Genomic DNA, 13,825 nt, shown 5'->3' on the forward strand with positions numbered 1-13,825 from the left:
TAGATAATATTAATACTGACTAAACAAAACGCAGATGATAAAAGTAACTCCTTTTAAAATTTCATATTTACATCCCCAATATTGGCTAACATGGTTAGGAATTGGGCTCCTTTATTTACTGGTTTTACTGCCTTATCCTGTTATCTATTGGCTAGGAACTCGCCTTGGACGGTTAGCCAAATATTTTCTAAAAAAACGCCTACAGATTGCAGAGCGCAATTTAGAACTCTGCTTTCCGGCTATGAGTGCGCAGCAACGCCAGCAAATGATCGATAAAAATTTTGAGTCTGTAGGTATGGGATTATTTGAAACAGGTATGGCCTGGTTCTGGTCTGATAAACGAATACAACACTGGTTTACGATTAAAGGGCAGAATAATATTGAAAAAATTCAGCAGACAGGGCAAGGGATCATCGTAGTAGGAATTCATTTTCTAACGCTCGAATTAGGCGCTCGTATCTTTGGTATATTAAATCCTGGTATTGGTGTTTATCGCCCAAACGACAATCCAGTAATGGATTGGTTGCAAACCCGAGGACGGTTGCGCTCTAATAAATTTATGCTTGATCGCAAAGATATAAAGGGCATGATACGCAGCCTAAAGCACGGAGAAATTTTGTGGTATGCGCCAGATCACGATTATGGCCCAAGAAAAAGTGTTTTTGTGCCTTTTTTCGCTGTCAAACATACCGCTACCACTATCGGTACCCATATTCTGGCAAAACTTGCCGATCCAGCCATAATACCTTTTACCCCCAGGCGATTAACTAACGCAAAAGGTTATGAATTGCTTATCCAACCGGCAATAACCCACTTGCCACAGCAGGATGAAATTTCTACTGCAGCTTTTATGAATAAATTGATTGAGAAACAGATTATGCAAGCGCCCGAGCAATATATGTGGCTACATCGTCGATTTAAAACTAGACCCAAAGATATGCCATCGCTTTATGGTGAGCTTGATAACATACACGATTAATAAAACTACCAGTGACTGTGTTATCTGACCAGTCACTAGGCTTATCCAGACAATTTTTTGCTAATCTTTTTTATAAAAAATGGTTTAAATAAAAGTAAATATAGTTTTCTAATAATTAAACATAAAATAATATTGCACGATATTGGATTAACAGCAATATTTGAACTGAAAAAGATAATATTTTATAACTTAAGGCTAATATTTTTTACTTTTATAATTTCACTGGTAGAGTATTGATGGGGAATATTTAGATGCAACGCACAGTAACTAAAACCTTCTTTGGTCATCCCTATCCTCTGAGCTCTCTCTTCTTAACTGAGATGTGGGAACGTTTTTCATTTTACGGCGTGCGGCCACTGTTGATCCTCTTTATGAGTGCAACCTTATTGCAAGGAGGAATGGAATTAACAATCGAGCAAGCATCAGCTATTGTTGGTATTTTTGCCGGTGGAGTTTATATTACCTCACTCCCTGGCGGATGGTTAGCTGATAACTGGCTTGGGCAGCGTAAAGCAGTTTGGTATGGATCACTAATTATTGCATTAGGCCATCTTTCCATCGCGTTTTCTGCAATTTGGGGTAATAGCCTATTTTTTATCGAATTATTATTTATTGTACTTGGAACGGGTTTATTTAAAACCTGTGTTACTGTTATGGTTGGCACTCTGTATAGAAAAGATGATACACGCCGTGATGGCGGATTTTCACTGTTCTATATGGGAATTAACATGGGCTCATTTATTGCACCGTTAATTATTGGACCACTTTATGAAAAATATGGTTGGCATATCGGCTTTGGCCTTGGTGGAATTGGGATGCTGGTTGCTCTACTTATCTTCCGATTTTATGCCGTCCCCCAAATGCGTCGCTATAGTAAAGAAACAGGTATTGATGCTAGTTGGGAACAACCAACCACCGTCAAGCGTAAAAACATTGGTAAATGGATCACATTTGTGCTAGCAACTCATTATAGTTTACTTGCTGTGGATCAAAAGCGATGCGAATAGCTTCTGCATGTCCTAATTACCGGAGCAAACCTGTTCATAAGTGGGGTTTTCTACAGTTCCACCGGTATATCCGCTTTCTACCGATTTTACACCAATTACCTGTTCAAATATCGCTTCCGTACACCAAAAACATCCACCACTAATTACTGCATATTCAATAGTCATAGTGATTGCCTTGTAAGCTGGTAAATAGAATTAGAATCAATTAATACGATTTATCAAAAAAGATGATAGCTATTTTTGTCATATCAAATGAGTCGTCTGAGCCTAGTTTATTACTGTAATATAGTTTTAGGTTGATAGCTATTCTAAGTGGCTAGCTTATAGTTTTGATGCTGAAAATAGTCAACATTTTGATTTTTATCCGTTATTAATAGCTCCCCTTAATTTTTCGATCGAGGGGAAGGAGTTCATTATTTAGCCTAAATAGTTTGTTGATCGGCGTTTTGTAGCATTTTTCTGATAGGAATAATTAAGATTGCCAACACTGCAGCGCAAATTATTAGGGCAATAGAAACGTGGGAAAAGAGGGCCGGCATAGACTGTAACTGTTCTTTATTGATATTTCCGCCCATAATTCCTGCAACCAGATTACCTAACGCGCTAGCACAGAACCAAAGCCCCATGACTTGTCCGCGCATTTTTTTAGGCGCCAGTAATGTCATTGTTGCTAGTCCAATTGGACTTAAACATAATTCACCTAAGGTTAATAATAATATACTGCTGATTAACCAAATAGGTGAAACATTGACATTATGCATGATAACTATGTTTGCGGCCAGCATCATAACGGCAAACCCAGCAGCAGCAAATAAGATACCTATGACAAATTTTGTGGTACTAGTCGGGTTTATATTGCGCTTAGCCATTGTTGGCCATAGCCAACTGAATAGCGGGGCAAGAGTGATGATGAAAAGCGCATTAATTGATTGAAACCAAATAGTTGGAATTTCGAAGCCATTATTAAGATAGCGATCAGTATAGTCACGAGCAAAAATATTAAATGAGGTCGGTTTTTGCTCAAAAGCTGACCAGAAAAATGTCGCTGAAATAAGTAGGATGAGGCAGACTAATAATCGCATCCGCTCATTTTGATTTAATCCTGCCAGGAAAAACATATAAATAAAATAGAGGCTAACAAAGGCGGCAATGATATAAGCAAAGCTTTTGGCCACAATGGTAGCATTAAATGGCACGATATCGGTCGCAATAAATATCACGATAGCGGCCAATAATACCATTACAAATGTGATCCATTTACCAATGTTTTTACGCTTGACGGTGGTTGGTTGTTCCCAACTAGCATCAATACCTGTTTCTTTACTATAGCGACGCATTTGGGGGACGGCATAAAATCGGAAGATAAGTAGAGCAACCAGCATCCCAATTCCACCAAGGCCAAAGCCGATATGCCAACCATATTTTTCATAAAGTGGTCCAATAATTAACGGTGCAATAAATGAGCCCATGTTAATTCCCATATAGAACAGTGAAAATCCGCCATCACGGCGTGTATCATCTTTTCTATACAGAGTGCCAACCATAACAGTAACACAGGTTTTAAATAAACCCGTTCCAAGTACAATAAATAATAATCCGATAAAAAATAGGCTATTACCCCAAATTGCAGAAAACGCGATGGAGAGATGGCCTAATGCAATAATTAGTGATCCATACCAAACTGCTTTACGCTGCCCAAGCCAGTTATCAGCTAACCATCCGCCAGGGAGTGAGGTAATATAAACTCCACCGGCAAAAATACCAACAATAGCTGATGCTTGCTCGATTGTTAATTCCATTCCTCCTTGCAATAAGGTTGCACTCATAAAGAGGATCAACAGTGGCCGCACGCCGTAAAATGAAAAACGTTCCCACATCTCAGTTAAGAAGAGAGAGCTCAGAGGATAGGGATGACCAAAGAAGGTTTTAGTTACTGTGCGTTGCATCTAAATATTCCCCATCAATACTCTACCAGTGAAATTATAAAAGTAAAAAATATTAGCCTTAAGTTATAAAATATTATCTTTTTCAGTTCAAATATTGCTGTTAATCCAATATCGTGCAATATTATTTTATGTTTAATTATTAGAAAACTATATTTACTTTTATTTAAACCATTTTTTATAAAAAAGTCAACAAAAATATTATTTTTCCTATCTTAGATAGATTAAAAACAGAAAATATAGTTAATATAAATTTTTAAATTTAATAATAATTAAATTTAAAAATCATGTAAATCAATAAGATAAATGTTCATTTTCTGATTGTTATTATATTGTTTATTGCAGAATTTAAACAGCAAGCCATAACCGCTATGACAGAAAAATTAGTACATTTAGATTTAGCAGATGCTTATAAACAAATTTCCACTATTTTGGATTTTAAAAATTCAACACTATGTAAAAAAGACAAGTTGTGTGATCTGATTAGTACCCCCAATAAGATGATTATTAATGCCGATAAACAGCCACTTGTATTTGGACCGTTAGGACTTTATTTTAATATCACAGAAAATTTTGTAAAACAATTGTTACTGTAAATTAATCAAATCATATCTTAGTTAATATAATCTTGTATTAATGTATTTCTGGTATACAAATCATGATCTGCTTAAATATATAAATAGTAATTTGTACAAATATATAAATAAGGAGGATTTGACATGAAAAAAATAGTAACCCTGATAATAGCAGTATCATTAATTAGTTTTTCTATAACATCTGAGACCACTGAAAATTGTCCGGCATTAAATAAAATTGCAGGTGCTAGCGGTGTTTTCCGCGCAGATGGAATAAATGGAGAGTGGCGTGGGGTGTTGCAAGGCATTATTGCAGAAAAAGCAGCGGTACAATCTTTTGAAATGGCACTTGCAATACAGGAAAGTCAGACGGCTCCTAGCAAGTTTCAGCATTGTACCTATTTAGTTGGTGATGATAAAACCCTAGATATGAAGTTTGTTTTAAAGAATGAAAATGAAAATGAAATTGAAAGAGAGTTTACCATCCAAACTGTAGGTAACCTATGGAAAAAAGAAGATGGGCCTTTTGGACTTATTTATGATGCCTGTGAAAAAACTGCGCCAGAGAATTGTATATTTACAGTTGATCATTAAAATATCCTTTAAAGAATAATTTTTTGGTTCTGTCCCAGTAAGATTGCTTCAATTTGTTCAAAGCAACAGATAGCAGTTTTATGGTAAACAGCTATTGATTTTATTGGGTATCTGTTTTATTGGATCGGAACCTTTATTTTTAATTTAGTCGAAAGCGTCAATACTGTTTAAAAAAAGAAGCTAATTAATAAAGGCTAAATGTTCTATTAAGCGGATTTTGGTTTTAGCCTAATATGAAATAGTATAGATTTTACGCTTCCATATATTTATTAATAATTAATTTCTATTAGGTAATAGTGTATGAATAATTTCGGTATTGGTAATAAACATGGTTATATTCGATTATCAAGTGACAGTTCTATGAATGCTACAGTTAGTGATATTAGCCACACTAACGTATTATCGGATCAATTGGCTAGTGTAAAAAATAGTGCCGCTGCTAACTATCAACCAGATAATCCTAACATGGAAAACTATGGACGTAGTACTCGGGATAATGGTAAGGATACAATGAGAATGGCAATAACTAAGCTTTATAAAGTGGTTTCTAATTCTGATAAAATAAATATTGATAAAAAAGATTTAAATAAACTAATTGATAAAATGAATCGTAATGACGTTAATTATTATGATATAAAAAAACAAGTCACAACTTTAGGCGAATTAAAAGTCTTGCATCGCAGTATAGGTAACAAACATAGCTGAATCGCGAAATTATCACTTAGAAGATAAAAGATAATAATTAGTAGGCGATAGTGATTAAATAGCAGTTATTTTAATAAGCATTTATAAAAAATTAATAATTGCCAATATTAAAATAGCAGCAAAAATTCCCAATACCATGCTAATTATTTCTTTTGTTAAAAGTTCACTGTTTGCTTACGATGGTGAGCGGCAATTGTTAGCAAAAAGTGAGCGTAGCTTTTGTAATTTGGCAGGGATTATAGCTAAACAATAACTGTTATGTTGACCTTCATTCTGCCAAAAATTTTGATGATATTTTTCTGCTGGATACCATTTTTTAAAAGGCTCTAAGGTCGTTACTATCGGTGCTGCATAGGTTTGTTGGGCATTGTTTATCGCTATTTCGGCGGCCTGTTTTTGTTGCGCAGAGGTGAAGAAAATAGCGGAACGATATTGGCTACCAATATCATTGCCTTGTCGGTTTAACTGAGTCGGATCATGGGTAGCAAAGTGGATAGCTAGCAACTCATTATAGTTTACTTGCTGTGGATCAAAAGCGATGCGAATAGCTTCTGCATGTCCTGTATTACCGGAGCAAACCTGTTCATAAGTGGGGTTTTCTACAGTTCCACCGGTATATCCGCTTTCTACCGATTTTACACCAATTACCTGTTCAAATATCGCTTCCGTACACCAAAAACATCCACCACTAATTACTGCATATTCAATAGTCATAGTGATTGCCTTGTAAGCTGGTAAATAGAATTAGAATCAATTAATACGATTTATCAAAAAAGATGATAGCTATTTTTGTCATATCAAATGAGTCGTCTAAGCCTAGTTTATTACTGTAATATAGTTTTAGGTTGATAGCTATTCTAAGTGGCTAGCTTATAGTTTTGATGCTGAAAATAGTCAACATTTTGATTTTTATCCGTTATTAATAGCTCCCCTTAATTTTTCGATCGAGGGGAAGGAGTTCATTATTTAGCCTAAATAGTTTGTTGATCGGCGTTTTGTAGCATTTTTCTAATAATTAACGGTGCAATAAATGAGCCCATGTTAATTCCCATATAGAACAGTGAAAATCCGCCATCACGGCGTGTATCATCTTTTCTATACAGAGTGCCAACCATAACAGTAACACAGGTTTTAAATAAACCCGTTCCAAGTACAATAAATAATAATCCGATAAAAAATAGGCTATTACCCCAAATTGCAGAAAACGCGATGGAGAGATGGCCTAATGCAATAATTAGTGATCCATACCAAACTGCTTTACGCTGCCCAAGCCAGTTATCAGCTAACCATCCGCCAGGGAGTGAGGTAATATAAACTCCACCGGCAAAAATACCAACAATAGCTGATGCTTGCTCGATTGTTAATTCCATTCCTCCTTGCAATAAGGTTGCACTCATAAAGAGGATCAACAGTGGCCGCATGCCGTAAAATGAAAAACGTTCCCACATCTCAGTTAAGAAGAGAGAGCTCAGAGGATAGGGATGACCAAAGAAGGTTTTAGTTACTGTGCGTTGCATCTAAATATTCCCCATCAATACTCTACCAGTGAAATTATAAAAGTAAAAAATATTAGCCTTAAGTTATAAAATATTATCTTTTTCAGTTCAAATATTGCTGTTAATCCAATATCGTGCAATATTATTTTATGTTTAATTATTAGAAAACTATATTTACTTTTATTTAAACCATTTTTTATAAAAAAGTCAACAAAAATATTATTTTTCCTATCTTAGATAGATTAAAAACAGAAAATATAGTTAATATAAATTTTTAAATTTAATAATAATTAAATTTAAAAATCATGTAAATCAATAAGATAAATGTTCATTTTCTAATTGTTATTATATTGTTTATAATAAATTTAATTTGAAGTAAAAAAAACGATAAAGCCATCATTTAATCACATATTAGGGTGATATTTTAGCATTTAATCAATAGTTAATTTAATATAACTAACTGGCGATATTAAAGCTAAAAGAAGCCATATCATTAATCTTTTTTTCATCTTTTCAACGCTCCTTTAAAGTTCATTATAATTTATTTTATTAATAAAACTTTATTTAGATGGAGTCAATTAAAAATAAATTTCATTTACCATAAAATTTTGACTTTGCTTGTTTTTAAGAATATTTATTAATTTCCACTTCAATTACATGAAATAAGATGGTATTTGATAATACATTTTCTGGTAATAAATTTTGCTTATATTACAAACAACATAATCATTAACATAATTAATATTTATTTAATATCGGATGATTACTTACGTACCTTTAACAAGCGGGCACTGCAATCAGAATAATATACTGATTATGGTAATATGTTAGTGAAAAAAACTAAAACCTTCCGCCAATTACAACGTGCTAATTACAAGACTGATATTACAAAAATAAAAGTCTATATAATATCTATTATTATATAAAATAAAAATTCTCGATTATTAAATTAATAAAATTTAACTTTTACATAATTGCAAAAAAAAAGCCATCATCGCCAAAATGACTGGCTTTAAACACACAAGGAAAAAAAATATTTTTTGATAAAATTACTTGTTTTAATCTCATAAACGAGAGTAAAAAAATCAGTATTTTTAAATAGTGTTTATTTTAATCAATCTATAAGCATATAATTCACTATTAATTAATAATAAATTATATGAGCGATAAATTAGCAACCAAAAATATTACAAATCTATTAATTGACTTCAAATTATCTTTTATATCTGTGCCTTAATCATTATTAAATTTTCACAAAAAATACTCATATTGCAAAAAACCATGATGTAATAATCCCTAAGTGTTGGCGCCAATCATGCCATAAAAATAATGCTGGTTTAGACTAAAGCTATTTTTATTGTTTAATATGCTTTAGTAAAAATTATGCTAATAAAATATTTATCTATAACTTTTCTAATTATGGTAAACATAAAATACCGATAATCAGAAAAATCATAGCTCAGAACAGCTGACGATTTAACACTATTAACAATGCAGATACCATATTGCTTAAACGTGTTAGCGGTACATTTTTCATTGTCCTCTAGTTGAGTAAAATTTAATACCTCAAGTAATAAACATAAAAAGAAAATATAAATCTTAGTTAACGTAATCATTATAAATTAAACCAAAACAAAATTTATGGAATAAATCATACCTAAAATAGTCATATAAAAAAAATTGATATAAACGATCAATACTTGCATATATGATAGACTTAAACTATTGTAATGCAATTATCGATCGTTTATATCAATAATTTACGCTGAATTTATATTAAAATAAAAATTTTTATGATAAATTTTCTATTTTTAAAACTCATGCTTCTATTTTACAACTCGATAACCATAAAAATATCACAACTTACTTAAAAAGAGTAAGCGATTTTTAACTAATAAAATACTAAATTAAACAAGTAAATTTTAACTTTACAAGATCGTTTTTAAAGCCATATTTAAATTTATAAAAAAGCAAATACAACCCCATTTGCTATTCTTACTGATATTTAATTACTAAATAATTTTTTTGTGTACTGCTGGCACACTTTGCTTCTTACACCTTTCTCATTAAAATATCTATCAACGTAGCATTTTTTATCCTTTATGTCACAAAAAACTCCATTATCAAATGTAAAGGCGGTTTTATCAAATGAACCTTGAGACAATATGCGCTTAGCTTGTATTTTGCCTAAATATTTTTCTGTTAAACTGGCCGATACTCCTTCAATTCTATCAGCACATATGTATCTATCACACAATACATTAGGTGCTGGTGAAGTAAGTAATTTTGGTGATATGGCCAAAGTAAAAGCTGAATAGAAATATAAAACCACACTTAGTAACAATAATATAAAATTTTTCATAAAAATATTCTTCATTTAACCTCTAACTAAAAAATATAAATAAAGTATCTAATACAAAACTGATAAAGATACACATAAATTTCTATTTTACCTTTTCCCGAGTAAAAATAGAGCTATGGCACAACATGAACGATTATTTAACATTAATGTAATAAAATGTTATTTACAATTAATCCATTGAGCTTATTTAATTAAATTATGTATCAAATATAAAATACCATACGATGATAAAATTATCGATTTAACCATTTCAGATAGCTATTATATTAAATATTTTAACAATTTTATATTTATTATCAATGAATTGCATGATGGCTATAATACTTGTCTAAATTTAGCAAAATGAGCATTAATTATGTAAAAAATAGTGTTAACATCATCTCATTACAATCTTTATCTCTGTTATTTTTATAATCATAAACAAATAATCACAAAATGTAGAAAATGATCCTATAAAATCTACATTACGAAAAAATAAGAGGGAAAATTACTATAAAAAAAATACTACAATTAGTTAAAGTAAGCATAGTTAACACATTATGCTTTAGCGCCCTTAATTTAACAAAGTCATAACATTATGTGCGGAACTGTTTTATTACAGATGACTAATTCCTAACGCTAAATTTTTTGGCAAAATAACATAAAAATTAGAATATTACGTCATTTATTTATTTTGTTAATTGAATAGCAAGTCAATTAACAAACGGGCTAATTATCAGGGTATATCATGAATACATCCATTATCTATACCGAATCTTCGATGAACTTTGGTGGCCAAGAAGCTCAAGCTTTACTACAAATGAAAGGCCTAATACATCGAGGCTTTAACGTAACTTTAGCTTGCCATATTGACAGCCAAATTGCACATGAAGCAAAAAAAACAACATTCCTATCTATCATGTTTCATTTACTAATAGTGCTCATCCTACGTCAATCATACGTCTACGCAGACTAATACGCCAGCAGCAAACAATTTTAGCCGTTTGTCACAGTGGCCATGATGCGAATAACCTTGCCATCGCAGTAAAAACATTAGCTAAGAAACAACGACCATGTGTACTGCGACAAAAAACCTATCTGTCGGGTAAAATAAAAGCCTTCAGTATGAATTACTTATTCGATTACGTCATTGTACCCAGCGAACCAATGCGAAAAACATTATTGCAATCTGGTTGTATGCCACAAAAGGTGAAGGTTGTTCATCCTGGATTTGATTTTTCTAAAATGGTTGCCGAAAATCATACACCTGTCGCTGATAGTATTTTAACTTGGATAAACGATGGAACAGCACCAATAATAATTCAAGTCGGTATGCTAAGAGAAGAAAAAGGACATGATATTATTTTAGCAGCGCTCGCCCAATTAAAGCGTCAAGGCCGTTCATTTCGTTATTTAATTATTGGTGATGGCGCTTGTAAGGCTAAATTACAGAAAAAAATTATCGACTATGATTTAGAGCCTGAAACACTGCTAGCCGGTATTGTTTTTCCTTCTTCTGCCATATATTCATATGCATCTTTAACCGTAATTCCTTCTACTAAGGAAGCGTTTGGTATGGTAGCGGTTGAATCACTTTTCTTTGCTGTGCCCGTCTTTGCTAGTAATCTGGGTGGACTACCTGATATTATCCAACATAAGAGCAATGGACTATTACTACCACCATCTGATATCAACAATTGGGTAGCAGCTATTAATGATTTTCTACAACAACCTAAAAAATATCAAGAAATGGCACAACGAGGACAACTTCAGGTAACCCAAAAATTTTCAATCGAGTCATGCTTATTCCGTCTGTTACAAATTGGCAAAGTATCTGATATTAATTCTCATAATAAAGCCTCTCAGGAGCGAACAAATAATTAAAGTCATCCAAATTAAATAAAAACTCTGTACTGATAGCTAATTTATCAACTAATGCTGACAGCTAACTCTATTTGTCTTATAACTACAAAAATTACTAATATTCTCTTTTTTTTATAATTATTTGATCGATTAATGATATAACATTAACATTTATGTAATATTTAAATACTTGCCATTATGCTAACAATTGAGTAAAAATAGTTAACTACGTATTAATCAATGATTTTATTAATATAAAAAATAATAAGTTAGATAAAATAAATTATATTAGTCAAAAGGTTAATTAAAAAATATGTATCTTAATTTATTTTTATATACACAGTCATGTACAAATTATTTTTCATACCCCCGTGTTATCTTTGCCATAATACCAAAAACAAAACCGCAATCTCTCACAAAGCCACTTACACTCAACCAACAACTAATAGTTAACAACTTCCGCCAACGCTGCTAATATCATGCCCCTGAAATGGGGCTAATTTGTTATTCGGGCTTCTTAGGCCAGTCAATCTCGGGTGCGGTGGCGGTATCAATATCATTGAGTTTTACGCTGTACATTTCCCAAGCCCGTAGCGCGGTTTTCTCGCTATTGGTGGCCATCCCTAATCGCACTTTACGCTCAAGCAAGGTAATTTTTGTTTCCGCTTCGTCGATTAAATGTAATTTTGTCTGATTTGCGGTGTTGATTTGGTCTGCTTTCATCGCCTGATTATCCGTTACCCATTTTTTGCCATCCCATTTATCGAATTTCGTTACCGGTGCTAACAAGGTGAAGCCGGTTTTTATCACGCCGAGATAATCAACGGGATAGGAAGCACGATTATTGGTATCGTATACCGTCTTGCCGCGGTGGTCAGGAACATATAGCCACTGTTTACCATCAAGACTCCGGATAATGGCGATTTCGTCATTGTTCGGTATTTCTGGCGCATCCGTATAAGAACATTCTCCCACGCTGAGACCATCATGCAAAAATTCCATTGTTGCACCGATATATTCATGGGGTGCGTCCTTCATGCAAATAAACGTTTTTATCCAGCCTCGGTTTTTCGCGAAACCGTTTTCACCGATTTCGGTGGTTTTTATGTCTACACTGTATTTCATTATGCAGCCCTCACGATGTATAAAAATGCGACATTTCGCGGTCGGTTTTCGTTTGCGGTAGGAACGACCCGCGAAGCATTAAAAGACATGACGCTGCCCCAATCGTCATTTCGTCCATTACCGATATTACTGTTGTGATTGCTGTCTTTTCGGAATGCGCCATCACCCCCTGCAATCGGTGGTTCGGTTCCGCCATGTCTGGCATACCCAATGCGTCCGGTGATATTTCGAATAGCATCACCTTGATTACTTAATACTGTTCTGCCTGGGTCAACTCCTATGCCTAAATCCAGCCCGCGAATAAATTCACCGTACAAAATGGGCAATTTCCCAGAAGGGTAAGCTAATGCTAATTGGGGATACTTGGCTTTATCGAAGTTATTGCCATCGCAGACAAAATAACCGTTAGGGGGTGTCGCCTGGGGCCAGGGAATGGGCGCGCCGACCGGATAATTGTTAATCGCGTCCACATCAGACGTTAAAGCAAGTTCACCGGATTTTTGCGGAAACAAAACCGTTGTTTTTGTGTTTGTATCGTGAACCTGGGTTCTTTTTGAATTTCTGACGTAAGCAAACTCAGCACCGCTAGAACCATTAGTGCCACCTAAATTGAAAACCGTATCACCCGTTGGTGATTCAATGTTCAGTCTTCCAACTTTGAGAGCTTCTTCTGAACTTTTCTTAGCATAATTATCGTCACAGGCTTTTTGGCTCAGCACTTTATCGGTCGAATTCCCCGTTGTTTGCAAGACGCTTGCTTTATCGAGTTTTTTATTGACTTCATCAATACTCACCGTTTTCGCCAAGTCATAAGCAATTTTAACCGCTTTAGGTGTGGCTGCTAGCGTTTCGTCATTGCTGTCAGTGGCGCTACTGAGTTTCGTTATACCTGCTACTGTTTTTGTGGCAGTTGGCACCGTGTTATTCACGTTTTTTGATAAGGCACTGATGAGTCCGGCTTTCAGTTTGCCAACGTTGCCGTCGTCCAGTACATCACTGTTATTAGTCTCTGCAATAAATTGCGCCACCACGTGCGCAATCATTGCTGACTGACGCCAGACAGTATTGAGTTCCTGTGAACGTGCCACCCCCCGCACTAAAACCATTATTACGCGCGGTGAGTTTCTGATACTCCTCTGCCGGCAACACGTTAGCCCCGTCGGCTATACCAAACGGTAAAATTTCATTTTTTGCCAT

At 33.9% G+C, this 13,825-nt stretch carries 11 protein-coding genes and 3 pseudogenes; 6 read left to right on the forward strand and 8 right to left on the reverse strand.

Annotated features, from left to right (window positions below):
• Window positions 1-34 precede the first annotated feature (34 nt).
• Window positions 35-979 (forward strand): Kdo(2)-lipid IV(A) acyltransferase, encoded by a 945-nt coding sequence (locus AACL31_RS08635; protein WP_339053930.1) that lies wholly within the window; start codon window positions 35-37, stop codon window positions 977-979.
• A gap of 251 nt (window positions 980-1,230) precedes the next feature.
• Window positions 1,231-1,941 (forward strand): annotated as a pseudogene (locus tag AACL31_RS08640) (peptide MFS transporter); the annotation flags it as partial.
• On the opposite strand, the pseudogene AACL31_RS08645 reads toward AACL31_RS08640, so the two are convergent.
• Both AACL31_RS08645 and AACL31_RS08650 read right to left on the reverse strand, forming a co-directional pair.
• Window positions 1,937-2,151, reverse strand: a pseudogene (locus AACL31_RS08645) (peptide-methionine (S)-S-oxide reductase); the annotation flags it as partial. The pseudogenes AACL31_RS08640 and AACL31_RS08645 sit on opposite strands and share 5 nt — an antisense overlap.
• 257 nt (window positions 2,152-2,408) lie before the next feature.
• Window positions 2,409-3,932, reverse strand: coding sequence for a peptide MFS transporter (locus tag AACL31_RS08650; RefSeq protein WP_339053931.1), 1,524 nt, complete (start codon window positions 3,930-3,932; stop codon window positions 2,409-2,411).
• 329 nt (window positions 3,933-4,261) lie between these two features.
• Between AACL31_RS08650 and AACL31_RS08655 the strand changes: the two genes are divergently transcribed.
• The 3 genes from AACL31_RS08655 to AACL31_RS08665 all read left to right on the forward strand — a co-directional run bounded on the left by AACL31_RS08655 (window position 4,262) and on the right by AACL31_RS08665 (window position 5,803).
• Complete coding sequence (locus AACL31_RS08655; protein WP_310513242.1) at window positions 4,262-4,525, forward strand: hypothetical protein; 264 nt, start codon at window positions 4,262-4,264, stop codon at window positions 4,523-4,525.
• 123 nt (window positions 4,526-4,648) lie between these two features.
• Complete coding sequence (locus tag AACL31_RS08660) at window positions 4,649-5,098, forward strand: DUF3757 domain-containing protein (protein ID WP_310513243.1); 450 nt, start codon at window positions 4,649-4,651, stop codon at window positions 5,096-5,098.
• A gap of 300 nt (window positions 5,099-5,398) precedes the next feature.
• Complete coding sequence (locus AACL31_RS08665) at window positions 5,399-5,803, forward strand: hypothetical protein (protein WP_339053932.1); 405 nt, start codon at window positions 5,399-5,401, stop codon at window positions 5,801-5,803.
• A gap of 174 nt (window positions 5,804-5,977) precedes the next feature.
• Here the strand turns inward: AACL31_RS08665 and msrA are convergent, their stop codons facing one another.
• The 3 genes and pseudogenes from msrA to AACL31_RS08680 all read right to left on the reverse strand — a co-directional run bounded on the left by msrA (window position 5,978) and on the right by AACL31_RS08680 (window position 9,676).
• Window positions 5,978-6,517, reverse strand: coding sequence for a peptide-methionine (S)-S-oxide reductase MsrA (gene msrA / locus AACL31_RS08670; protein WP_339053933.1), 540 nt, complete (start codon window positions 6,515-6,517; stop codon window positions 5,978-5,980).
• A gap of 296 nt (window positions 6,518-6,813) precedes the next feature.
• Window positions 6,814-7,320, reverse strand: a pseudogene (locus tag AACL31_RS08675) (oligopeptide:H+ symporter); the annotation flags it as partial.
• Window positions 7,321-9,304: 1,984 nt separating this feature from the next.
• Complete coding sequence (locus AACL31_RS08680; RefSeq protein ID WP_310513299.1) at window positions 9,305-9,676, reverse strand: YcgJ family protein; 372 nt, start codon at window positions 9,674-9,676, stop codon at window positions 9,305-9,307.
• A 1,089-nt stretch (window positions 9,677-10,765) separates the two neighbouring features.
• Between AACL31_RS08680 and AACL31_RS08685 the strand changes: the two genes are divergently transcribed.
• Window positions 10,766-11,524, forward strand: coding sequence for a glycosyltransferase family 4 protein (locus AACL31_RS08685; RefSeq protein WP_310511203.1), 759 nt, complete (start codon window positions 10,766-10,768; stop codon window positions 11,522-11,524).
• Window positions 11,525-12,007: 483 nt separating this feature from the next.
• Here the strand turns inward: AACL31_RS08685 and AACL31_RS08690 are convergent, their stop codons facing one another.
• From AACL31_RS08690 to AACL31_RS08700, 3 genes are read right to left on the reverse strand one after another with little or no spacing between them, the layout of a single operon-like run.
• Window positions 12,008-12,628: a tail fiber assembly protein gene (locus tag AACL31_RS08690; protein WP_339053374.1), complete on the reverse strand. Its 621-nt coding sequence runs from the start codon at window positions 12,626-12,628 to the stop codon at window positions 12,008-12,010.
• Window positions 12,628-13,716: a phage tail protein gene (locus AACL31_RS08695; RefSeq protein ID WP_339053934.1), complete on the reverse strand. Its 1,089-nt coding sequence runs from the start codon at window positions 13,714-13,716 to the stop codon at window positions 12,628-12,630. Before AACL31_RS08695 ends, AACL31_RS08690 begins: the two co-directional genes overlap by 1 nt.
• The gene (locus tag AACL31_RS08700; protein ID WP_339053935.1) at window positions 13,631-13,825 is read right to left on the reverse strand and encodes a hypothetical protein; all 195 of its coding nucleotides are present in this window, start codon (window positions 13,823-13,825) and stop codon (window positions 13,631-13,633) included. Before AACL31_RS08700 ends, AACL31_RS08695 begins: the two co-directional genes overlap by 86 nt.

This window comes from Arsenophonus endosymbiont of Crataerina pallida (assembly GCF_964020125.1).
GTDB lineage: Bacteria > Pseudomonadota > Gammaproteobacteria > Enterobacterales > Enterobacteriaceae > Arsenophonus > Arsenophonus nilaparvatae.